This window comes from Pararhizobium sp. (assembly GCF_965279435.1).
GTDB lineage: Bacteria > Pseudomonadota > Alphaproteobacteria > Rhizobiales > Rhizobiaceae > Pararhizobium.
Map to the genome: position 1 here is coordinate 3201553 of NZ_CBDIHY010000003.1, position 19509 is coordinate 3221061.

A 19509-nucleotide genomic window follows, 5' to 3' on the forward strand; every position below is an offset into this window, starting at 1 on the left:
AACAATGGCATTGAAAAGTTTCAATCCGACCACCCCGAGCCAGCGTCAGCTGGTCATCGTCGACCGGTCCGGCCTGCACAAGGGCAAGCCAGTCAAGTCGCTGACCGAAGGCCTGTCCTCCAAGGGCGGCCGCAACAACACTGGCCGCATCACCGTGCGTTACCAGGGTGGCGGTCACAAACGGACCTACCGCCTGATCGACTTCAAGCGTCGCAAGTTCGACGTTGAAGGCACGGTCGAGCGTCTGGAATACGACCCGAACCGCACGGCGTTCATCGCGCTGATCAACTATGCGGACGGCCAGCAGGCTTACATCATCGCTCCGCAGCGTCTTGCTGCCGGCGACAAGGTGATCGCCTCGGAAAAGCAGGTTGACGTGAAGCCAGGCAACACCATGCCGCTTCAGTACATGCCGGTTGGTTCGATCGTTCACAACGTCGAGATGAAGCCAGGCAAGGGCGGTCAGATCGCTCGCTCCGCTGGCGCCTACGTTCAGCTGGTCGGTCGCGACCAGGGCATGGCGATCCTTCGCCTGTCGTCTGGCGAACAGCGCCTGGTGCACGGCTCCTGCCTTGCAACGGTCGGTGCAGTCTCCAACCCTGACCACGGCAACATCAACGACGGCAAGGCCGGTCGTTCGGTGTGGCGTGGCAAGCGTCCGCACGTTCGCGGCGTCGTCATGAACCCTGTTGACCATCCGCACGGCGGTGGTGAAGGCCGCACCTCGGGTGGCCGTCATCCGGTTTCGCCTTGGGGTAAGCCCACTAAGGGCAAGCGTACGCGCTCGAACAAGTCGACAGACAAGTTCATCATGCGCTCGCGTCATCAGCGTAAGAAGTAAGAGAGGAAGTCTCCAATGACTCGTTCAGTATGGAAAGGTCCGTTTGTTGACGGCTATCTTCTCAAGAAGGCTGAGAAGGTTCGTGAAGGCGGCCGCAACGAAGTGATCAAGATGTGGAGCCGTCGCTCCACCATCCTGCCGCAGTTCGTCGGTCTCACGTTCGGCGTCTACAATGGCAGCAAGCATGTTCCGGTTAGTGTCAACGAAGACATGATCGGTCACAAGTTCGGTGAATTCTCTCCGACCCGGACCTATTACGGTCACGGTGCGGACAAGAAGGCAAAGAGGAAGTAATTATGGGCAAGGCAAAAGCCGAACGCCGGCTGAAGGATAACGAGGCGCAGGCAATCGCGCGCACGATCCGCGTCAGCCCCCAGAAGCTCAACCTGGTAGCTGCGATGATCCGCGGCAAGAAGGTTGACCGGGCTCTGGCCGAACTCGAGTTTTCGCGCAAGCGGATCTCGGACACTGTCAAGAAGACGTTGGAATCTGCGATCGCAAACGCAGAAAACAACCACGATCTCGACGTCGACAGCCTGATCGTAGCCGAGGCTTACGTTGGCAAGTCCATCGTCATGAAGCGTTTCCACGCTCGTGGCCGTGGCCGTGCATCGCGTATCGAAAAGCCTTTCGCGCATCTGACGATCGTTGTTCGCGAAGTCGAAGCTAAAGGGGAGGCCGCATAATGGGTCAGAAGATCAATCCAGTCGGCTTCCGCCTCGGCATCAACCGTACCTGGGATAGCCGCTGGTTCGCGGACAACGCAGAATACGGTCAGCTTCTTCACGAAGACCTGAAGATCCGTGCCTACGTCATGGAAGAACTGAAGCAGGCCGGTATCGCCAAGGTGGTTATCGAGCGTCCGCACAAGAAGTGCCGCGTCACGATCCACTCGGCTCGCCCGGGCCTGATCATCGGCAAGAAGGGCGCAGACATCGAAAAGCTGCGCAAGAAGATCGGCGAGATGACCAAGTCGGAAACGCACCTCAACATCGTTGAAGTGCGCAAGCCGGAAGTTGACTCGACGCTCGTCGCCCAGTCGATCGCTCAGCAGCTCGAACGCCGCGTGGCTTTCCGCCGTGCGATGAAGCGTGCCGTTCAGTCCGCAATGCGTCTTGGCGCCGAAGGCATCAAGATCACCTGCGGTGGCCGTCTCGGCGGTGCTGAAATCGCGCGTACCGAATGGTACCGTGAAGGCCGCGTGCCGTTGCACACGCTTCGCGCCGACATCGACTACGGTGTGGCTGAAGCCAAGACCGCTTTCGGTATTTGCGGCATCAAGGTCTGGATTTTCAAGGGCGAAATCCTCGAACACGATCCGATGGCTTCCGAGCGTCGTTCGTCCGAGGCAGATGCCCAGGGCCCCAGCAGCAACAACCGTCGTCGCGAAAACGCGTAACAGTCGTTCCTGGCAGCTAATATCGGAGAATTAAAAAAATGTTGCAGCCAAAGCGCACTAAGTACCGCAAGCAGTTCAAGGGACGCATCAAGGGCGTTGCCAAGGGCGGTTCCGACCTTGCTTTCGGTGAATTCGGCCTGAAGTCTCAGGAACCGAACCGTGTAAACGCACGCGAGATCGAAGCGGCCCGCCGCGCGATCACCCGTCACATGAAACGTGCCGGCCGCGTATGGATCCGCGTATTCCCAGACGTACCGGTCACGGCAAAGCCGACCGAAGTCCGCATGGGTAAAGGTAAGGGTTCGGTTGAATATTGGGCTTGCAAGGTCAAGCCCGGCCGAATGATGTTCGAAATCGACGGCGTCAGCGAAGAACTCGCCCGCGAGGCGCTTCGCCTTGGTGCTGCGAAACTCTCTGTCAAGACGCGCTTCGTTCAGCGCATTGCAGAGTAAGGAGTAAAGCCCAATGAAAGCCGATACCATCCGCGCGCTCAGCGCCGATCAGCTCAACGAAGAGCTCGCCAAGCTGAAGAAAGAGCAGTTCAACCTGCGCTTCCAGAAGGCCACAGGCCAGCTCGAAAAGTCGTCGCGCATCAATGAAGTCCGCAAGGGCATTGCGCGCGTCAAAACCATTGCCCGCCAGAAGGCGGCAGAAGCCAAGGCTTAAGGATCTAAGAATATGCCAAAACGCATTCTGCAGGGCACAGTCGTCAGCGACAAGAACGATAAGACCGTCGTGGTCCGTGTCGAGCGTCGTTTCGCGCACCCGATCTTCCAGAAGACCGTTCGCCGGTCCAAGAAGTACAAGGCGCATGACGAGAACAACCAGTACAAGGTCGGCGATCAGGTTTCCATCGAGGAATGCGCGCCGATTTCTAAGGACAAGACCTGGACAGTGGTTTCCGTTCAGGCCTAATTCTTAAGAGTTTCGCATCCAGCGCTTGCGTTGGCTGCGAAAATCTGTATGAAGCAGCGCAAGGACGCTCGACTACGAGCGTTCTTTTGCTTTGAGCGCACGGAAGGTCCTGTTTCGGGAAACCACCCTGGCAATGATCGATCCCGCGCGAGAACAGAAATTTAGAAGCTGGAACAGGGGGCCCTCAATCTGATGAGGTTGGCCCAACCGGTCCGGTCACAACAAGAAGGCGACCTGACATGATTCAGATGCAAACAAACCTCGACGTGGCGGATAATTCCGGCGCACGTCGTGTCATGTGCATCAAGGTGCTGGGCGGCTCCAAGCGCAAGTACGCTTCGGTCGGCGACATTATTGTCGTTTCGATCAAGGAAGCTATTCCGCGCGGCCGCGTCAAGAAGGGTGATGTGATGAAGGCGGTTGTCGTTCGCACAGCCAAGGACATCCGTCGTCCGGACGGCAGCGTCATCCGGTTCGATAACAACGCAGCTGTTCTTATCGACAACAAGAAAGAGCCGATCGGCACCCGTATCTTCGGACCGGTTCCGCGCGAACTTCGCGCCAAGAACCACATGAAGATCATCTCGCTGGCTCCAGAAGTACTGTAAGGAGCGATTGAGATGCAAAAGATTCGCAAGGGCGACAAAGTCGTCGTATTGACCGGCAAAGACAAGGGTCGTTCTGGGGAAGTTCTCCAGGTTATGCCTAAGGAAGACCGGGCCGTTGTGCGTGGCGTAAACATGGTGAAGCGTCACCAGCGCCAGACCCAGGCCCAGGAAGCCGGTATCATCAACAAGGAAGCGTCGATTCATCTGTCGAATCTCGCGATCGCCGATCCGCAGGACGGCAAGCCGACTCGCGTCGGTTTCAAGATCGACGGCGACAAGAAGGTTCGCGTTGCAAAGCGTTCGGGAGTGTCGATCGATGGCTGACGCTAAGAAGTACGAGCCACGGCTCAAGGTCGATTACGTCGAGCGTATCACCAAGGCGATGCAGGAGAAGTTCTCCTATGCAAACGTCATGCAGATCCCGCGCCTCGACAAGATCGTGATCAACATGGGTGTTGGTGAATCGACGGCTGATTCGAAGAAGCCAACGGTTGCTGCAGCAGATCTCGCAGCGATTGCCGGCCAGAAGCCGGTCATCACCAAGGCCCGCACCTCCATCGCCGGCTTCAAGCTGCGCGAAGGCATGCCGATCGGCGCAAAGGTTACCCTGCGCGGCGTTCGCATGTACGAATTCCTGGACCGCCTGATCAACATCGCGCTTCCGCGCGTTCGAGATTTCCGCGGCCTGAATCCGAAGAGCTTTGACGGCCGTGGCAACTTCGCCATGGGTGTCAAGGAACACATTGTGTTCCCGGAGATCAACTACGACAAGGTTGATCAGATGTGGGGCATGGACATCATCGTTTGCACGACGGCAACGAACGACGACGAAGCACGCGCTCTGCTTACAGAGTTCAACTTCCCGTTTCGCCAGTAAGCCGTAACGACAAGCAGAAGGATTAAGTTGAATGGCGAAGACGAGCGCAATTGAAAAGAACAATCGCCGCCGTAAGTCGGTTGCCCAGGAAGCGTCCAAGCGCGCTGCCCTGAAGGCAACCATCATGAACCAGTCTCTTCCGATTGAAGAGCGTTTCAAGGCTACTCTTAAGCTGGCCAGCCTCCCGCGTGACGGCTCCAAGACCCGCGTTCGCAACCGTTGCGAAGTAACGGGTCGTCCGCGCGCATATTATCGCAAACTCAAGATGTCGCGTATTGCGCTTCGTGAACTTGGCAATTTCGGCAAGGTGCCGGGCATTGTTAAGTCGAGCTGGTAAGGAGACGGGTACATGGCAATGACTGATCCGCTGGGCGATATGCTCACACGTATCCGCAACGGTGCTGCCCGCCGCAAGTCGAGTGTTTCCACTCCGGCTTCCAAGCTGCGCGCACGCGTCCTCGATGTCCTTCAGGCTGAAGGTTACATCCGCGGTTATTCGGAAACCGAATTTGGTAACGGCAAGGCCGAGATCAATATCGAATTGAAATACTACGAAGGTGCGTCGGTGATCCGTGAGATCGGCCGCGTATCGAAGCCGGGCCGCCGAGTTTATGTCTCGGTCAAGTCCATTCCGCAGGTCGCGAACGGTCTCGGTATCACTATCCTTTCGACTCCGAAGGGTGTGATGGCCGATCATCAGGCACGCGAACAGAACGTTGGTGGCGAGGTTCTCTGCTCCGTATTCTAATACGGTAGCAGTGATCTCCATAACGGACAGACAGGTTTGAAATATGTCTCGTATCGGTAAAAAGCCCGTTCCGGTTCCTGCAGGTGTCACAGCCACGGTTAATGGCCAGACAGTGACTGCAAAGGGCCCGAAAGGCGAACTCTTCTTCGTTGCTAACGACGAAGTTCTCGTAAAGCTGGAAGACAACAACGCGGTGTCGGTGACCCCCGTTGATCAGTCCAAGGATGCTCGTTCCAAGTGGGGCATGTCCCGCACGATGATCGAAAACATCTTCAAGGGCGTCAAGGACGGTTACGAGCGCAAGCTCGAAATCAACGGCGTTGGTTATCGCGCGTCGCTTCAGGGCAAGAACCTGCAGCTGGCACTCGGTTTCAGCCACGACGTGGTCTATCAGACTCCTGAAGGCATCTCGATTGCTGTGCCGAAGCCGACGGAAATCGTCGTCACCGGCATCAACAAGCAGCAGGTCGGCCAGGTCGCGGCAGAAATCCGCGAATACCGTGGGCCCGAGCCCTACAAGGGCAAGGGCGTCAAGTATGCTGGTGAGCGGATTGTCCGCAAAGAAGGCAAGAAGAAGTAAGGATCACGCGAAATGGCTACAAGGAAAGATACACTTGTGCGCCGCGCCAGCCGCGTGCGCCGTCAAGTCAAGGCAGTGGCCAATGGCCGTCTGCGCCTGTCCGTTCATCGCTCGTCGAAGAACATCTACGCACAGGTTATCGATGATGTTGCTGGCAAGACCGTTGCGTCTGCCTCGACACTCGACACGGATCTGCGTCCGTCCCTTAAGACGGGCGCTGACACGGCAGCAGCTGCTGCCGTTGGCAAGCTCCTCGCAGAGCGCGCCTCGAAGGCTGGTGTCAAGGACGTTGTCTTTGACCGTGGCGCCTTCATCTATCACGGCCGCGTCAAGGCGCTCGCCGAGGCAGCCCGCGAGGGTGGCCTGAACTTCTAAGATGATATCCGTCCGGGCTTGCCTGGGCGGATCATCGAACCGCTTTTTATAAAGCGCGTCGCTTCCGCTCCCTCGAAGGGGCGGGGCGACTTTTTGTCAATCTGCCGATTGCACCCGGAAAAGAAAAAGGAAAAGGACAATGGCACAAGAAAAAAGAGGTTCTCGCGATGATCGCCAGAACCGCGAGGAGCGCGACAGCGAATTCGTTGACAAGCTCGTAGCAATCAACCGCGTCGCAAAAGTCGTCAAGGGCGGCCGTCGTTTCGGCTTTGCTGCTCTCGTCGTCGTCGGCGACCAGAAGGGCCGCGTTGGCTTCGGTCATGGCAAGGCACGTGAAGTGCCGGAAGCCATCCGCAAGGCCACCGAAGCTGCCAAGCGCGAACTGATCTTCGTTCCGCTGCGCTCGGGCCGTACGCTTCATCACGACGTTCATGGCCGTCACGGCGCAGGCAAGGTTCTGCTGCGTGCTGCCAAGGCCGGTACCGGTATCATTGCCGGTGGCCCGATGCGCGCCGTTTTCGAAACGCTCGGCATGCACGACGTTGTTGCGAAGTCGACGGGTTCTTCGAACCCGTACAACATGATTCGCGCCACGTTCGACGCCCTGAAGAGCCAGATGCACCCGAAGGATATCGCAGCTCAGCGCGGCATGAAGTATGCCACTCTGCAGAGCCGCCGCGTATCCGCCGGCGTTGCTTCCGAAGAATAAGGGAGCCTGAACAATGGTTAAAAAAGAAGTTGCAAAGAAGACGGTTGCGGTCGAACAGATCGGCAGCCCCATTCGCCGCCCAGCCGTACAGCGTGCAACGCTGATCGGTCTCGGTCTCAACAAGATGCACCGGGTTAGCGTTCTGGAAGATACACCTTCCGTTCGTGGCATGATCCGGGCCGTCCAGCACCTCGTTCGCGTCGTCGAAGAGAAGTGAGGGGGATACCATCATGAAACTGAATGAAATCAAAGACAACGAAGGTTCTACAAAGAACCGCAAGCGTCTCGGCCGTGGTATCGGCTCCGGATCCGGCAAGACTGCCGGACGCGGTGTCAAGGGTCAGAAGGCTCGTTCCGGCGTCGCCATCAATGGCTTCGAAGGCGGCCAGATGCCAATCTACCGCCGTTTGCCGAAGCGTGGCTTCAACAACATCTTCCGTTCGGACTTTGTTGTTGTGTCGCTCGGCCGTATCCAGATCGCCATCGACGCCAAGAAGCTTGACGCTTCCAAGGCTATCGATGCTGCTGCTCTGACGGCTGCCGGTGTTATCCGCCGCGCCAGAGATGGCGTTCGGGTTCTCGCCGATGGCGAACTGACAGCAAAGGTAACGATCGAAGTTGCCGGCGCTTCCAAGCCTGCGATCGAAAAGATCGAAAAGGCTGGCGGTTCGATCAAGCTGCTTTCGGGCGCTGCCGAATAATTAGTTGCTGATGAACCGCCCGGGGTGCTTCACACCGGGCGGTTTTGCTCCCATATGAGAGCCTCACAGATGCGCGGCCGGATTCGTCTGGCGCAGAATATTGATCGGGAACCACGGTGAGGCGCGTGATTGCAGTAGCAGTCGTTTGCAAGCCGGTTTTCATAAAAAGAAGATAGCCTTTCCGGATCTGACCGGGTTTTCCCGCGGGTTCCGAACTGGCTACGCGGAGAATTGCATGGCTTCTGCAGCGGAACAGCTCGCCTCCAACCTGAATTTTGCGACGTTCGCAAAAGCCGAAGATCTGAAACGCCGCCTCTGGTTCACCCTGGGCGCGCTTTTGGTGTATCGCCTTGGTACCTACATTCCGCTGCCAGGCCTGAACCCGGAAGCTTTTGCACAGGCGTTTGCCGGGCAAAGCGGTGGCATCCTTGGCCTTTTCAACATGTTTTCCGGCGGCGCCGTCGAGCGCATGGCGATCTTCGCCCTCGGCATCATGCCTTACATTTCCGCCTCCATCATCGTTCAGCTGATGACCTCCGTGGTTCCGTCGCTTGAACAGTTGAAGAAGGAAGGCGAGCAGGGCCGCAAGGTCATCAACCAGTACACCCGCTACGGCACGGTGCTGCTCGGCACGCTGCAGGCCTATGGCATCGCGGTTGGCCTCGAGAGCGGCAACGGCCTTGTCGTCGATGCAGGCTGGTTCTTCCGGATCTCCACCGTCATTTCACTGCTTGGCGGTACGATGTTCCTGATGTGGCTCGGCGAGCAGATCACCTCGCGCGGTATCGGCAACGGTATCTCGCTGATCATCTTCGCCGGTATCGTCGCGCATCTGCCGACGGCTCTGGCCGGCACGCTGGAACTCGGCCGCACCGGCGCTCTGTCGACACCGCTGATCCTCGCCATCATCGTCATGGTCGTTGGCGTTATCGCGCTAATCGTCTTCGTCGAGCGCGCCCAGCGCCGGCTTCTGATCCAGTATCCGAAGCGACAGGTTGGTAACAAGATGTTCCAGGGCGATACCTCGCATCTGCCGCTGAAGCTCAACACTGCCGGTGTTATTCCCGCCATCTTTGCGTCGTCGCTGCTGCTTTTGCCGGCAACGCTTGCAGGCTTTGCCAACAGTGCGGCACTGCCAGGCTGGGCAACGACCATCGTTGCAGCGCTCGGTCACGGCAAGCCGCTCTACATGGTGCTCTATGGTGCCATGATTGCGTTCTTTGCCTTCTTCTACACAGCTATCGTTTTCAATCCGAAGGATACGGCCGACAATCTGAAGAAGCATGGTGGCTTCATCCTCGGCATTCGCCCAGGTGAGCGCACCGCAGAATACATCGATTACGTGCTGACCCGCATCACTGTGCTCGGCGCGCTCTACCTGATGTTCGTCTGCATTCTGCCGGAAGTCGTGATCGCGCAGACCGGTATGCCGTTCTACCTTGGTGGTACGTCGCTTTTGATTGTTGTCAGCGTTACCCTTGATACTGTAGCACAGGTGCAGGGTCACCTGATTGCCCAGCAGTATGAGGGGCTGATCAAGAAATCGAAGCTGCGTGGAGGAAAGAGGGGCCGATGAGACTAATATTTTTAGGACCGCCGGGAGCAGGCAAGGGAACACAGGCCAAGCTTCTGACGGAAAAATACGGTATTCCGCAGCTTTCCACAGGCGATATGCTGCGGGCCGCCGTGCAGGCCCAGACGGAAGTTGGAAAACGTGCCAAGGCTGTCATGGATGCCGGCCAGCTGGTGTCCGACGAGATTGTCAATGAAATCGTTTCCGACCGGATCGATTCGGCTGACTGTGCGAATGGCTTCATTCTTGATGGCTATCCGCGCACCGTTCCGCAGGCTGTTGCCCTTGGCAAGATGCTTGCAGGCAAGGGACTGCGGCTTGATTCTGTTATTGAATTGAAGGTGGATGAAGATGCGCTTGTACGGCGCATCGAGAATCGCGTAGCAGAGACCATTGCCGCTGGCGGTACGGTTCGTTCCGACGATAATCCGGAAGCATTCAAGAAGCGTCTTGTCGAGTATCGCGAGAAGACGGCGCCGCTGTCGCAGCACTACGCTGTAACGGGCGAGTTGAAGACAGTTGATGGAATGGCACCGGTTGAGACCGTAACATCCCAGATCAACACGATTCTGGCATCGGCTTCCGCCGACGCCTAAATGGCCGTTCTTGAAAAAGGACTGCCGGGGAGTTGACTTTTGCGGTCGATTCCTTCAAAGACCGCGCTAACTCGCAGCATGCTAGGGATCGGCGCGGATTTCAAAGACGAAGTCCGGGCGCGATTCTTTTGACGTGTTCCGAACAGAACTTTCACAGTCGGCCTCTTAAACGGGCTGAATAACGAAGCACCTATTGCCGGATGGCAACTGGAAGCAAGGAGAACAGGCGTGGCACGTATCGCTGGCGTCAACATCCCGACGAGCAAGCGCGTAGTAATCGCGCTTCGTTACATTCACGGGATTGGAGCGAAGTTCGCACAGGAAATCGTCGAGAAGGTCGGTATCCCGGCTGAACGTCGTGTGCACCAATTGACGGATGCTGAAGTTCTTCAGATCCGCGAAGCAATCGACCGTGATTATCAGGTTGAAGGCGACCTGCGTCGCGAAACCTCGATGAACATCAAGCGTCTGATGGACCTGGGCTGCTACCGCGGCCTGCGTCACCGTCGTTCGCTGCCTGTTCGCGGTCAGCGCACGCACACCAATGCTCGTACCCGCAAGGGCCCGGCAAAGGCGATTGCAGGCAAGAAGAAGTAATTTCCCAGAAATGGGAAATGCAGAGGCTGGCGCTTGGCGCCGGCCTCTTTTGTGGTTTCGGAAGGGCGCGCTTCGCGTCCCTCCGGTGGAGCTGCTGGAACTACGGCAGTGACGATATCGCCGCGCAGACCGGATTTCTACGTTCGCGCATGACTTTAAAATTCAGGGCAGGGGTTAGCCTCCGCCCGGTGGAGCCGCTGGTACTACGGCGGTGCAGAGATCAACGAAAGGTATACCATGGCCAAGGAAGCCACACGCGTTCGCCGTCGCGAGCGGAAAAACATTTCTACGGGCGTTGCGCACGTCAACTCGTCGTTCAACAACACGATGATCACCATCACCGACGCACAGGGCAACGCAATTGCCTGGTCTTCGGCTGGTTCGAAGGGCTTCAAGGGCTCGCGTAAGTCGACCCCGTTCGCAGCTCAGATGGCCGCCGAAGATGCGGCCAAGAAGGCCCAGGAACACGGCATGAAGACGCTCGAAGTCGAAGTTTGCGGCCCGGGTTCCGGCCGTGAATCGGCTCTGCGTGCGCTTCAGGCTGCTGGCTTCATGATCACTTCGATCCGTGACGTCACGCCGATCCCGCACAACGGTTGCCGTCCGCGCAAGAAGCGCCGCGTTTAAGTTTACGCATTCATCCTGCCGGTGAGGGGGGTACCTCTCCCGGCGCTTCAAGGCTCGGTTGCCACGATTGAATGGTGGCAACGAACAGAAGGCAAAACATATGATTCAGAAAAACTGGCAGGAACTGATCAAGCCGAACAAGGTTGAGTTCTCGTCCACCGGCCGCACCAAGGTTAGCCTTGTTGCCGAGCCGCTGGAGCGTGGCTTTGGCCTCACGCTCGGCAACGCGCTTCGCCGCGTTCTTCTGTCGTCGCTTCGCGGTGCTGCTGTTACCGCAGTGCAGATCGACGGCGTCCTGCACGAGTTCTCCTCGATCCCGGGTGTCCGGGAAGACGTGACGGACATCGTGCTGAACATCAAGGAAATCGCCATCAAGATGGATGGCGACGACGCAAAGCGCATGGTTGTGCGCAAGCAGGGTCCGGGCGTTGTGACCGCCGGTGACATCCAGACGGTTGGCGATATCGAAATCCTCAACCCGAACCATGTGATCTGCACCCTCGACGAGGGCGCCGAAATCCGCATGGAGTTCACCGTCAACAATGGCAAGGGCTACGTGCCTGCAGACCGCAACCGTTCGGAAGATGCACCGATCGGCCTCATCCCGGTCGACAGCCTGTATTCGCCGGTCAAGAAAGTGTCCTACAAGGTGGAAAACACCCGTGAAGGCCAGGTTCTCGACTACGATAAGCTGTCGATGCAGATCGAGACCGATGGTTCCGTCACCGGTGAAGATGCAGTCGCTTTCGCGGCCCGCATCCTTCAGGACCAGCTCGGCGTTTTCGTCAACTTCGACGAACCGCAGAAGGAAGCCGAAGAAGAAGCCGTTACCGAACTGGCGTTCAACCCGGCACTGCTCAAGAAGGTCGACGAACTGGAACTTTCCGTCCGTTCGGCCAACTGCCTGAAGAACGACAACATCGTCTATATCGGCGACCTCATTCAGAAGACCGAAGCCGAAATGCTTCGCACTCCGAACTTTGGCCGCAAGTCGCTGAACGAAATCAAGGAAGTTCTCGCTTCCATGGGCCTGCATCTCGGCATGGAAGTGCCCGCATGGCCGCCCGAGAACATCGAAGATCTCGCCAAGCGCTACGAAGACCAGTACTAAGGCCGTCCGCGTTCGAAGAACGCGGTCAACTTGGCCTTAGCATTTCAATGGCGCATGTGCCTTTCTTTCAAATGAATTTGAAAGGGGCATGCGCTGCAATAAAAAAGGCAGGTTTTGACTGCCTTTCCCCGTCAAACAGCAGGCAAAAGTCTGCATGTGCCAGGAAACGGCAGGCCCATACTCAAGAGGGAACCTGCAATTAAAGGAGAATAGCAATGCGCCATGGTGTAGCCGGCCGCAAGCTGAATAGAACTGCAAGCCACCGTAAGGCAATGTTTGCCAATATGGCTGCTTCGCTCATCGAACATGAGCAGATCATCACGACCCTGCCGAAGGCAAAGGAAATCCGTCCGATCGTCGAGAAGCTCGTCACGCTCGGCAAGAAGGGGGACCTTCATGCGCGTCGTCAGGCCATCTCGCAGATCCGCGACGTTGCTGTCGTCGGCAAGCTGTTCGATGCCATCGCAACACGTTACGCAACCCGCAACGGCGGCTACTTGCGCATCATGAAGGCTGGCTACCGTCACGGCGACAATGCGGCTCTGGCCGTTATTGAGTTCGTTGACCGCGACACCTCGGCCAAGGGTGCCAAGGATATCGCACGCGTTGCTGCCGAAGCAGAAGCTGCAGACGCCGCTTAAGTTTTCCGTTTGATCGGAAGATTGAAACAGCCGGGCCAAAAGCCCGGCTGTTTTGCGTTTAGGCTGTTGTTGATCGTGTTTTCACGGTTCCGCCGCCTTTGCTTTTCATGCCCGGCATCCTATCTGTCTTACCCAACAACCATTTCGCCAGGATACCCCGCATGATCCGTTCCCCCGCTACTCTCGTCCTGTCCACCATCGCCGGACTGGCGCTTTTCGCTGGCGTCGCGCATTTCGGATATGCCGGCACACAGCCTGCCGATGGCGTGGAAAACATCCAAACGAGCGCTGTGGTCGCGCAGGCGGAGACGCCAAAGGTTCTGCCGCAGAGCAAGACGGAAATGCAGCTTTCCTTTGCGCCGCTGGTCAAGCAGACGGCTAATGCCGTCGTCAATGTCTATGCAGAAAAGACCGTTCAGAACCGCTCGCCGTTCGCCGACGATCCGTTTTTCGAGCAGTTCTTCGGCCAGCGCATGCCCAACCGCTCCGAAAAGCAGTCCTCGCTCGGGTCAGGCGTCATCGTTGGCAAGAATGGCATCGTCGTCACCAACTATCATGTCATCACCGATGCTGATGAGATCAAGATCGCGCTCGCCGACGGCCGTGAGTTCGAGACCAGTGTGATGCTCAAGGATGAGCGGCTGGACCTTGCCGTGCTGAAGATCAAATCGGACGGTCCGTTCGATACCGTGCCGCTCGGCGATTCGGATGCCGTCGAAGTCGGCGATCTCGTTCTGGCGATCGGCAATCCCTTCGGCGTCGGCCAGACGGTCACCAGCGGCATCGTATCGGCGTTGGCCCGCAACCAGGTGATTTCCGGCGATTTCGGCTTCTTCATCCAGACCGATGCGGCGATCAACCCCGGCAATTCCGGTGGTGGCCTCATCGACATGAATGGCCAGTTGATCGGTATCAATACGGCGATCTTTTCACGTGGGGGCGGCTCAAACGGCGTCGGCTTTGCCATTCCTGCCAATCTCGTCAAGGTCTTCGTCGCTTCCGCCGAAGGTGGCAATGGCAGCTTTACCCGGCCGTTTATTGGCGCAAGCTTCGAACCGGTCACGTCGGAAGTCGCCGATGCGCTCGGGCTCGACCGGGCGCGTGGCGCGCTGGTCAGTTCCGTCATCGAGGGTGGGCCGGCGGAGAAGGCCGGCATCAAGCCGGGGCAGGTGATCGTTGCCGTCAATGGCATTCCGGTCGAGCATCCTGATGCGTTGGGCTATCGCCTGACCACCGTCGGCATCGGTCATGTCGCCAAGGTCACGATCAGTGAAAACGGCAAGACCCGCGATATTGAGCTTGCACTGGCCGAAGCGCCGGAAACATCGCCGCGCGATGAGCGGCTGATCGAGGGGCGCAATCCCTTCTCGGGCGCTGTGGTGGGCAATCTGTCGCCGCGTCTCGCCGACGAATTGCGGATGCCGGCGTCCTCGCAAGGGGTGGTGATCACGCAGATCAATCGCGGATCGCCTGCGGCCCGTGTCGGTTTCAAGCCGAAGGATATCATCATCGCCGTCAATGGCATGCCTGTCGACAAGTCCACCACGCTTGAGACCATCGCCAAGGATGATCCATCGCTGTGGCGCGTCGAGATCGAACGTGACGGTCAGCGCATCCGTCAGTTCTTCCGGTGATGGTCTGCCGATTTCAGGGTAAACTGGGACTATAAGCATCTTGCTCCGGCCGGTCATGGGACCGGCCGTTCCGGATGGGGAGTTGCATGTGACGCTGTTCGATGAAGCTACCCACCGGCCTCTTGCCGACGCTCTTCGTCCGGAAACGCTGGAAGAGGTAATCGGCCAGGATCACCTGCTGGGTGAGAACGGCCCGATTTCCCGCATGCTGTCGGGTGGCACTGTCGGATCGTTCATCCTCTGGGGCCCCCCGGGCGTCGGAAAGACCACGATCGCGCGCCTTGTCGCGACCTCGGCAAAGATGGAGTTCGTCCAGCTTTCCGCCGTGATGTCCGGCATCGCCGATCTGCGCAAGGTGTTCGATACGGCAAAGAATAACCGAACCATCGGCCGCCAAACTATTCTTTTCGTAGATGAGCTGCACCGCTTCAACCGCAGCACGCAGGACGCTCTTCTGCCGCATGTCGAAAACGGTACCGTCATCCTGATTGGCGCCACAACGGAAAACCCGAGCTTCAGCCTGGTGGCGGCGTTGCTGTCGCGGCTGAAGGTTTTTACGCTCAATCCGTTCGATGCTGCCTCGTCCGAACTGCTCTTGGCGCGGGTGGAGGGTTTTGTTGGAAAACGCTTGCCGCTGACGGACGATGCGCGGACCGCATTGATCAACATGGCCGATGGGGACGGGCGCTATCTGGTGGGCTTGGCTGACGATGTCCTGTCACTTGGCGAAGAGGGTGATCTCGATATCGGACGCCTGTCGAAAGCCCTGCAGAAGCGTTTGCCAATCTACGACAAGGCGCAGGACGGTCACTACAATCTGCTCAGCTGCTTTCACAAAAGCCTGCGGGGCAGCGATGTCGATGCGGCGCTTTATTGGGGCGCACGGATGGTCGATGCAGGGGAGGACCCGACGACGCTTTTCCGGCGGCTCGCCTGCGCTGCCAGCGAGGATGTCGGCATGGCCGATCCCAACGCGATGCCGCAGGTGATTGCCGCCTGGACCGCGTTCGAGCGGATCGGCTGGCCCGAAGGCAGGCTGTTTATCGCGCAGGCGATTGTCTATGTGGCGACCGCGCCGAAATCCAATGCCAGTTACCGGTCCTTTGACGCAGCACTTGAGATGGCCCGCCAGACCGGCTCGATTCCACCGCCGAAGAGTATTCTCAACGCCCCGACCAAGCTGATGAAGGATCTCGGTTATCACGAGGGGTACAAATACGACCACGATTATCCGGATGCCTATTCCGGTCAGGAGTTCTTTCCTGAAGAGTTGCGCAGCAAGGATACGCGGTTCTACAAGCCACAGGAACGCGGCTTCGAGCGCGAGACACTGAAGCGTCTGGAGTTCTGGCATCGCCTGAAGCGGGAGCGCTCGGCTAAGGAATAGGCGGGATGGCTCTCTGACCGGCCCTATTCGGGAATCTTGAAAAACGCCTCGAGGCGATAGCCGTCGGGATCAATGATAAACCCCGCATAATAAAACTGGCTGTATTCCGGCCGCAGCCCCGGCAGCCCATTGTCTTCGCCACCGTTGGACATCCCGGCTGTGTGGAAGGCATCGACTGCGGCCGCATCGGGTGCGACGAAGCAGAAATGCAGGCCGGAATTCCGGTCGGCGGGCACGGGGCTTTCGACCTTGGCGATCCACAGGCTGATCCGCTCAGAACCATAACCGATCACCGTGTCCGTTTTTGACAACCGCTCGTAACCCAGCGGCGTCAGGATGGCATCGTAGAAACGAAGCGAACGATCGAGGTCTTTTACGCCAATCGACACATGGTCAAACATTGCGGAACACTCCTTGTTTCACGCACATCTTCCCCGTTCGAAATCATCCGCACAAGGGGGGAACCGCATTGGGCCCGGAAGTCTTTAGCCGCCGGACGGCAATGCTGCGAGGGATTGGTTCAGATAGCGAGCTCTTGTCACAGCCGGACCGGGATGGCATAGAGTGCATATGCAGACGGCTGCACGGGGTTGGCATTTAGCCCGCACACCGAACATCCGCGAGGACGGCCTCGCTCCTTGAGACGGAGACAGTGATGGCCTGGATGATCCTTTTCCTCGCGGGAATTCTTGAGATCGGTTGGGCGATCGGCCTGAAATATACCGAAGGTTTTACCAGGCTTATGCCGACAGTTCTGACCGGCGCCTCGATGGTGGCGAGTGTCGTTCTGTTGGGTATTGCCGTGCGCACTTTGCCGCTCGGCACGGCCTATGCCGTCTGGACCGGTATCGGCACGGTCGGAACGGTGATCTTGGGCATCGTGCTGTTTGCAGAGCCGGCAACGGCTGTTCGCATTGGCTGCATCGCGCTGATCATTGCCGGCATTGCCGGGCTGAAGCTGACGGCCTGAAAATCATCGGTACTGAATTGAAAACACCCAGTGCAGGGCGATGCACGGGGTGTTTTTGTATCGGTCGCTTGAGTCTTAAAAAATTAGCGCAGGGCGTCGAGTGTCGCCGTTGCCGCCTGCATTTCCCGCCAGCGGTTTTCGCGGCGCTGGAAGGCTTCGTCGTCGGTACCCCAATGCTCGATCTGCCAGTCCTCGTCGAGATGGGCAAGCGCCCAGGTCTCTTCCGCCGACAGCCGCTTTTCGGCAAAGGCGATGGCGAGCAGGGCGGAACCGGTGAGCGTGGTGATCGTGTGCAGGCAGGCAAGGCCGAGCGGCGTGGCATAGGCACGGAGCGCTTCGGCAACGCCGTTGATGGCATCACGTGGCTGGACCTGATGGACAATGCCTTCGACGAGGATGAAGCGGGCGCCGAGCTTTTCCGCAGCCCAGTTGATCACCGGATCCCAATGCTCGGACTGGCGAACGGCCAGACCTTCGGCATCGCTTGCTCGGTAGCAGAGAAGATCTGTTCCGGCAAAATTCAGGATGTCGTCGAAAACGGCGCGGATATCCTTGGAGACGCCGTCGATCGCCGTATTGGCAAGCCGGGTGACCGGCATGGTCGCCGGGTTGATCTCTTCCTTCTGCGCATCCCATTCGGCTGCCAGAAGATTGGCTGCGGCCTGCGTCGGAACGGTCAGGTATTGTTTCGCCGGTGTGCGGACCGCGCGGCCGTCGAGAAGGATAGCGTGGCTGCCGTCTTCCGCCGGGCCGATGCTGACGGCCTTGTAGAAACGCTTCGGCAGTGGCTTGTGCATCTGTATCTGCGCGCGGCGTACGGGATCCGGGTCGCTCAGCGCCTGATGCAGATCGTCGCGAATATCAGGCATGATGTGTCTCCATCCAGTCCAGAATATCATGCGGGGTGCGGGCGATGTAATCCGCACCGGCCTCGATGAGCTCGGGAACCGACGCATATCCCCAGGCAACGCCGATGGCGGAAGCGCCAGCACTCTTGGCCATCTGCATGTCATAGATCGCATCGCCGATAACGACCGTGTCCTTGGCGTCGATGCCAGCCTCGGAGCAGCACTCCGTCACCATGGCCGGATGCGGCTTGGACGGGCAGTCGTCGGCCGTCCGCGAAACGAAGAAAGTCTTTTCATAGCCGTGGCTTGCGCAGATCTGATCAAGTCCGCGCCGGGATTTTCCCGTTACGGCACCCAAAAGCAGTTCGTCGCGGGACATCAGGGTAGCGATCAGCGGCGCGATGCCATCGAACAGCGGTTCGCGAAAGTTCATTTCGGTGCGGACACCACCGTAGATTTTCTTGTAATGCGCCGTCATCGCCTGGGCGCGATCGTCCACGTGCGGCTGGTGCATCAGCCGGGCAATGGCGATATCGAGCGTCAGGCCGATGATACTCTTCGTGGCCTCCAGCGAGACCCGTTGGAGGCCAAAATCCTCGAACGTCCGTGCCATAACTTCGTGGATCAGCCCGGCGCTGTCGACCAGGGTACCGTCACAATCGAAAAGAGCGAGTTTCATCAGTCGTCAGCTTCCTCAGCGCTGGCCATATCGAAGCCGATCAGGTTCCAGCTCTGGACCATATGTTGCGGCATCGGTGCGGTGACAATCAGGCGTCCACCGTCCGGATGCGGAACGTCGATGCGCCGGGCATGTAGGTGCAACTTGTTCTGAACGCCGCCGGGGAAGGCCCAATTGAATTCCGCACCAAAATATTTCGGGTCACCGATGATCGGGTGGCCGATATGGGCAGCGTGGACACGCAGCTGGTGGGTCCGGCCGGTATAGGGTTCCATTTCCAGCCAGGTCAGGTTCTGGCCGGCCGTCTCGATGATGCGGTAGTAGGAAACCGCGTGGTCAGCACCATCCTCGCCATGCTTGGCGATGCGCATGCGGTCGCCGTCCGGTGTCTGTTCCTTGACCAGCCAGGTCGAGATCTTGTCTTCCTTCTTGCGCGGTACGCCCTTGACCATCGCCCAGTAGGTTTTTTTGGTATCGCGTTCGCGGAAGGCTGCCGTCAGCTTCTGGGCAGCACCACGGGTGCGGGCAATGACCAGAACGCCGGACGTATCGCGGTCGAGGCGGTGGACGAGGCGCGGCTTTTCGCCCTTTGGACTGGTCCAGGCTTCGAGCATGTCGTCGATATGGCGGTTGATGCCGGAGCCGCCCTGAACCGCGATGCCTGGCGGCTTGTTGAGAACGATCACCTTGGCGTCTTCATGCAACAGCATGCGGGACAAAAGTTCATGGTCGGATGCGTGGCGCAGATCGCGGCCAGCGATCGGGCCTGTCCTGGTCTTCGGATCGACTTCCATCGGCGGAATGCGCACGACCTGACCGGGCTGGACGCGCATATCCGATTTGACACGGCCGCCGTCGACGCGGACCTGGCCGGAGCGCAGCAGCTTCTGCAGCGGACCGAAGCCGAGGCCCGGATAGTGTATCTTGAACCAGCGATCGAGGCGCATGCCCGCTTCGTCGGATTCGACTTGTTTGTGTTCAATGCCCGCCATTTTATTTCTACCTGCATCCAATTGCCATAGCGCCCCGACAATGGTGCCGACCGGAAATCCGTGCGCAAACTGATATGACAGAGCAGGCCGGTCCAATTGGA

At 58.4% G+C, this 19509-nt stretch carries 30 protein-coding genes; 26 read left to right on the forward strand and 4 right to left on the reverse strand.

Annotation, left to right across the window (positions count from 1 at the left end):
- Positions 1-4 precede the first annotated feature (4 nt).
- From rplB to ACQY8Q_RS21365, 25 genes are all read left to right on the forward strand, one after another.
- Positions 5-841 carry a 50S ribosomal protein L2 gene (gene rplB, locus ACQY8Q_RS21245; protein WP_113243431.1) on the forward strand — a complete coding sequence of 279 codons (837 nt, stop codon included), beginning with the start codon at positions 5-7 and terminating at the stop codon, positions 839-841.
- A 15-nt stretch (positions 842-856) separates the two neighbouring features.
- On the forward strand, positions 857-1135 hold the full coding sequence (gene rpsS, locus ACQY8Q_RS21250) for a 30S ribosomal protein S19 (protein WP_037100590.1): 279 nt from the start codon (positions 857-859) through the stop codon (positions 1133-1135).
- A 2-nt stretch (positions 1136-1137) separates the two neighbouring features.
- Positions 1138-1527: a 50S ribosomal protein L22 gene (gene rplV, locus ACQY8Q_RS21255; protein ID WP_018328280.1), complete on the forward strand. Its 390-nt coding sequence runs from the start codon at positions 1138-1140 to the stop codon at positions 1525-1527.
- Complete coding sequence (gene rpsC / locus ACQY8Q_RS21260) at positions 1527-2240, forward strand: 30S ribosomal protein S3 (protein ID WP_037100592.1); 714 nt, start codon at positions 1527-1529, stop codon at positions 2238-2240. Before rplV ends, rpsC begins: the two co-directional genes overlap by 1 nt.
- Before the next feature lie 38 nt (positions 2241-2278).
- The gene (gene rplP / locus ACQY8Q_RS21265; RefSeq protein ID WP_018239489.1) at positions 2279-2692 is read left to right on the forward strand and encodes a 50S ribosomal protein L16; all 414 of its coding nucleotides are present in this window, start codon (positions 2279-2281) and stop codon (positions 2690-2692) included.
- 13 nt (positions 2693-2705) lie between these two features.
- Positions 2706-2906, forward strand: coding sequence for a 50S ribosomal protein L29 (gene rpmC, locus ACQY8Q_RS21270; protein WP_113243433.1), 201 nt, complete (start codon positions 2706-2708; stop codon positions 2904-2906).
- 12 nt (positions 2907-2918) lie between these two features.
- Positions 2919-3155, forward strand: a complete 237-nt coding sequence (gene rpsQ, locus ACQY8Q_RS21275; protein ID WP_037100601.1) for a 30S ribosomal protein S17 — start codon at positions 2919-2921, stop codon at positions 3153-3155.
- A 239-nt stretch (positions 3156-3394) separates the two neighbouring features.
- A complete protein-coding gene (gene rplN, locus ACQY8Q_RS21280; protein WP_018328276.1) occupies positions 3395-3763 on the forward strand; it encodes a 50S ribosomal protein L14 in 369 nt (122 codons plus the stop codon).
- Between the two features lie 12 nt (positions 3764-3775).
- Entirely contained in the window at positions 3776-4087 is a 312-nt protein-coding gene (gene rplX, locus ACQY8Q_RS21285) for a 50S ribosomal protein L24 (RefSeq protein ID WP_428428364.1), read from the forward strand.
- A complete protein-coding gene (rplE, locus tag ACQY8Q_RS21290; protein WP_113243435.1) occupies positions 4080-4640 on the forward strand; it encodes a 50S ribosomal protein L5 in 561 nt (186 codons plus the stop codon). The genes rplX and rplE overlap by 8 nt, the downstream gene beginning before the upstream one ends.
- A gap of 31 nt (positions 4641-4671) precedes the next feature.
- The gene (gene rpsN / locus ACQY8Q_RS21295; RefSeq protein WP_113243436.1) at positions 4672-4977 is read left to right on the forward strand and encodes a 30S ribosomal protein S14; all 306 of its coding nucleotides are present in this window, start codon (positions 4672-4674) and stop codon (positions 4975-4977) included.
- Positions 4978-4989: 12 nt separating this feature from the next.
- Positions 4990-5388, forward strand: coding sequence for a 30S ribosomal protein S8 (rpsH, locus tag ACQY8Q_RS21300; protein ID WP_056335736.1), 399 nt, complete (start codon positions 4990-4992; stop codon positions 5386-5388).
- Positions 5389-5431: 43 nt separating this feature from the next.
- Positions 5432-5968 carry a 50S ribosomal protein L6 gene (gene rplF / locus ACQY8Q_RS21305; protein WP_428428365.1) on the forward strand — a complete coding sequence of 179 codons (537 nt, stop codon included), beginning with the start codon at positions 5432-5434 and terminating at the stop codon, positions 5966-5968.
- Between the two features lie 12 nt (positions 5969-5980).
- A complete protein-coding gene (gene rplR / locus ACQY8Q_RS21310) occupies positions 5981-6343 on the forward strand; it encodes a 50S ribosomal protein L18 (protein ID WP_037100619.1) in 363 nt (120 codons plus the stop codon).
- A gap of 139 nt (positions 6344-6482) precedes the next feature.
- The gene (gene rpsE, locus ACQY8Q_RS21315) at positions 6483-7052 is read left to right on the forward strand and encodes a 30S ribosomal protein S5 (protein ID WP_060505083.1); all 570 of its coding nucleotides are present in this window, start codon (positions 6483-6485) and stop codon (positions 7050-7052) included.
- A 13-nt stretch (positions 7053-7065) separates the two neighbouring features.
- Entirely contained in the window at positions 7066-7269 is a 204-nt protein-coding gene (gene rpmD, locus ACQY8Q_RS21320) for a 50S ribosomal protein L30 (RefSeq protein ID WP_428428366.1), read from the forward strand.
- 13 nt (positions 7270-7282) lie between these two features.
- Positions 7283-7753: a 50S ribosomal protein L15 gene (rplO, locus tag ACQY8Q_RS21325; RefSeq protein WP_426230069.1), complete on the forward strand. Its 471-nt coding sequence runs from the start codon at positions 7283-7285 to the stop codon at positions 7751-7753.
- Positions 7754-7988: 235 nt separating this feature from the next.
- Positions 7989-9329 carry a preprotein translocase subunit SecY gene (secY, locus tag ACQY8Q_RS21330; protein WP_113243439.1) on the forward strand — a complete coding sequence of 447 codons (1341 nt, stop codon included), beginning with the start codon at positions 7989-7991 and terminating at the stop codon, positions 9327-9329.
- A complete protein-coding gene (locus tag ACQY8Q_RS21335) occupies positions 9326-9922 on the forward strand; it encodes an adenylate kinase (RefSeq protein ID WP_428428368.1) in 597 nt (198 codons plus the stop codon). Before secY ends, ACQY8Q_RS21335 begins: the two co-directional genes overlap by 4 nt.
- A 228-nt stretch (positions 9923-10150) precedes the next feature.
- Positions 10151-10519: a 30S ribosomal protein S13 gene (gene rpsM, locus ACQY8Q_RS21340; RefSeq protein ID WP_071832785.1), complete on the forward strand. Its 369-nt coding sequence runs from the start codon at positions 10151-10153 to the stop codon at positions 10517-10519.
- 237 nt (positions 10520-10756) lie between these two features.
- Positions 10757-11146 (forward strand): 30S ribosomal protein S11, encoded by a 390-nt coding sequence (gene rpsK / locus ACQY8Q_RS21345; protein WP_018328263.1) that lies wholly within the window; start codon positions 10757-10759, stop codon positions 11144-11146.
- Positions 11147-11246: 100 nt separating this feature from the next.
- Positions 11247-12257 carry a DNA-directed RNA polymerase subunit alpha gene (locus ACQY8Q_RS21350; protein ID WP_060638418.1) on the forward strand — a complete coding sequence of 337 codons (1011 nt, stop codon included), beginning with the start codon at positions 11247-11249 and terminating at the stop codon, positions 12255-12257.
- A gap of 215 nt (positions 12258-12472) precedes the next feature.
- Positions 12473-12898, forward strand: a complete 426-nt coding sequence (gene rplQ, locus ACQY8Q_RS21355) for a 50S ribosomal protein L17 (RefSeq protein WP_060638386.1) — start codon at positions 12473-12475, stop codon at positions 12896-12898.
- A gap of 341 nt (positions 12899-13239) precedes the next feature.
- On the forward strand, positions 13240-14532 hold the full coding sequence (locus ACQY8Q_RS21360; RefSeq protein WP_428429839.1) for a DegQ family serine endoprotease: 1293 nt from the start codon (positions 13240-13242) through the stop codon (positions 14530-14532).
- 40 nt (positions 14533-14572) lie between these two features.
- Positions 14573-15919 carry a replication-associated recombination protein A gene (locus ACQY8Q_RS21365; protein ID WP_428428370.1) on the forward strand — a complete coding sequence of 449 codons (1347 nt, stop codon included), beginning with the start codon at positions 14573-14575 and terminating at the stop codon, positions 15917-15919.
- A 23-nt stretch (positions 15920-15942) separates the two neighbouring features.
- On the opposite strand, the gene ACQY8Q_RS21370 is transcribed toward ACQY8Q_RS21365, so the two are convergent.
- Entirely contained in the window at positions 15943-16320 is a 378-nt protein-coding gene (locus ACQY8Q_RS21370) for a VOC family protein (protein ID WP_428428372.1), read from the reverse strand.
- Positions 16321-16574: 254 nt separating this feature from the next.
- Between ACQY8Q_RS21370 and sugE the strand changes: the two genes are divergently transcribed.
- Positions 16575-16889 carry a quaternary ammonium compound efflux SMR transporter SugE gene (gene sugE, locus ACQY8Q_RS21375; RefSeq protein ID WP_428428373.1) on the forward strand — a complete coding sequence of 105 codons (315 nt, stop codon included), beginning with the start codon at positions 16575-16577 and terminating at the stop codon, positions 16887-16889.
- 83 nt (positions 16890-16972) lie between these two features.
- Here the strand turns inward: sugE and ACQY8Q_RS21380 are convergent, their stop codons facing one another.
- The 3 genes from ACQY8Q_RS21380 to ACQY8Q_RS21390 are packed head-to-tail and all read right to left on the reverse strand — an operon-like array spanning position 16973 to position 19408.
- On the reverse strand, positions 16973-17758 hold the full coding sequence (locus ACQY8Q_RS21380) for an ATP12 family chaperone protein (protein WP_428428374.1): 786 nt from the start codon (positions 17756-17758) through the stop codon (positions 16973-16975).
- Positions 17751-18416: an HAD-IA family hydrolase gene (locus tag ACQY8Q_RS21385; protein WP_428428375.1), complete on the reverse strand. Its 666-nt coding sequence runs from the start codon at positions 18414-18416 to the stop codon at positions 17751-17753. Before ACQY8Q_RS21385 ends, ACQY8Q_RS21380 begins: the two co-directional genes overlap by 8 nt.
- Positions 18416-19408: an RluA family pseudouridine synthase gene (locus tag ACQY8Q_RS21390; protein WP_428428376.1), complete on the reverse strand. Its 993-nt coding sequence runs from the start codon at positions 19406-19408 to the stop codon at positions 18416-18418. The genes ACQY8Q_RS21385 and ACQY8Q_RS21390 overlap by 1 nt, the downstream gene beginning before the upstream one ends.
- Positions 19409-19509 lie beyond the last annotated feature (101 nt).

What these genes read in the sequence shown, in the direction of transcription:
- rplQ (WP_060638386.1), top strand. Translation starts at nt 12,473, where the DNA reads ATGCGCCATGGTGTAGCCGGCCGCAAGCTGAATAGAACTGCAAGCCAC.
- ACQY8Q_RS21390 (WP_428428376.1), bottom strand. Translation starts at nt 19,408, where the DNA reads ATGGCGGGCATTGAACACAAACAAGTCGAATCCGACGAAGCGGGCATG.
- rpsC (WP_037100592.1), top strand. Translation starts at nt 1,527, where the DNA reads ATGGGTCAGAAGATCAATCCAGTCGGCTTCCGCCTCGGCATCAACCGT.
- ACQY8Q_RS21385 (WP_428428375.1), bottom strand. Translation starts at nt 18,416, where the DNA reads ATGAAACTCGCTCTTTTCGATTGTGACGGTACCCTGGTCGACAGCGCC.
- ACQY8Q_RS21335 (WP_428428368.1), top strand. Translation starts at nt 9,326, where the DNA reads ATGAGACTAATATTTTTAGGACCGCCGGGAGCAGGCAAGGGAACACAG.
- rpsS (WP_037100590.1), top strand. Translation starts at nt 857, where the DNA reads ATGACTCGTTCAGTATGGAAAGGTCCGTTTGTTGACGGCTATCTTCTC.
- rpmD (WP_428428366.1), top strand. Translation starts at nt 7,066, where the DNA reads ATGGTTAAAAAAGAAGTTGCAAAGAAGACGGTTGCGGTCGAACAGATC.
- ACQY8Q_RS21370 (WP_428428372.1), bottom strand. Translation starts at nt 16,320, where the DNA reads ATGTTTGACCATGTGTCGATTGGCGTAAAAGACCTCGATCGTTCGCTT.
- rplX (WP_428428364.1), top strand. Translation starts at nt 3,776, where the DNA reads ATGCAAAAGATTCGCAAGGGCGACAAAGTCGTCGTATTGACCGGCAAA.
- rplP (WP_018239489.1), top strand. Translation starts at nt 2,279, where the DNA reads ATGTTGCAGCCAAAGCGCACTAAGTACCGCAAGCAGTTCAAGGGACGC.
- rplO (WP_426230069.1), top strand. Translation starts at nt 7,283, where the DNA reads ATGAAACTGAATGAAATCAAAGACAACGAAGGTTCTACAAAGAACCGC.
- rpsN (WP_113243436.1), top strand. Translation starts at nt 4,672, where the DNA reads ATGGCGAAGACGAGCGCAATTGAAAAGAACAATCGCCGCCGTAAGTCG.
- ACQY8Q_RS21360 (WP_428429839.1), top strand. Translation starts at nt 13,240, where the DNA reads ATGCAGCTTTCCTTTGCGCCGCTGGTCAAGCAGACGGCTAATGCCGTC.
- ACQY8Q_RS21380 (WP_428428374.1), bottom strand. Translation starts at nt 17,758, where the DNA reads ATGCCTGATATTCGCGACGATCTGCATCAGGCGCTGAGCGACCCGGAT.
- sugE (WP_428428373.1), top strand. Translation starts at nt 16,575, where the DNA reads ATGGCCTGGATGATCCTTTTCCTCGCGGGAATTCTTGAGATCGGTTGG.
- secY (WP_113243439.1), top strand. Translation starts at nt 7,989, where the DNA reads ATGGCTTCTGCAGCGGAACAGCTCGCCTCCAACCTGAATTTTGCGACG.
- rpsE (WP_060505083.1), top strand. Translation starts at nt 6,483, where the DNA reads ATGGCACAAGAAAAAAGAGGTTCTCGCGATGATCGCCAGAACCGCGAG.
- rplN (WP_018328276.1), top strand. Translation starts at nt 3,395, where the DNA reads ATGATTCAGATGCAAACAAACCTCGACGTGGCGGATAATTCCGGCGCA.
- rplF (WP_428428365.1), top strand. Translation starts at nt 5,432, where the DNA reads ATGTCTCGTATCGGTAAAAAGCCCGTTCCGGTTCCTGCAGGTGTCACA.
- rpmC (WP_113243433.1), top strand. Translation starts at nt 2,706, where the DNA reads ATGAAAGCCGATACCATCCGCGCGCTCAGCGCCGATCAGCTCAACGAA.
- rpsQ (WP_037100601.1), top strand. Translation starts at nt 2,919, where the DNA reads ATGCCAAAACGCATTCTGCAGGGCACAGTCGTCAGCGACAAGAACGAT.
- rpsK (WP_018328263.1), top strand. Translation starts at nt 10,757, where the DNA reads ATGGCCAAGGAAGCCACACGCGTTCGCCGTCGCGAGCGGAAAAACATT.
- ACQY8Q_RS21350 (WP_060638418.1), top strand. Translation starts at nt 11,247, where the DNA reads ATGATTCAGAAAAACTGGCAGGAACTGATCAAGCCGAACAAGGTTGAG.
- rpsH (WP_056335736.1), top strand. Translation starts at nt 4,990, where the DNA reads ATGGCAATGACTGATCCGCTGGGCGATATGCTCACACGTATCCGCAAC.
- rplR (WP_037100619.1), top strand. Translation starts at nt 5,981, where the DNA reads ATGGCTACAAGGAAAGATACACTTGTGCGCCGCGCCAGCCGCGTGCGC.
- rplE (WP_113243435.1), top strand. Translation starts at nt 4,080, where the DNA reads ATGGCTGACGCTAAGAAGTACGAGCCACGGCTCAAGGTCGATTACGTC.
- rplV (WP_018328280.1), top strand. Translation starts at nt 1,138, where the DNA reads ATGGGCAAGGCAAAAGCCGAACGCCGGCTGAAGGATAACGAGGCGCAG.
- rplB (WP_113243431.1), top strand. Translation starts at nt 5, where the DNA reads ATGGCATTGAAAAGTTTCAATCCGACCACCCCGAGCCAGCGTCAGCTG.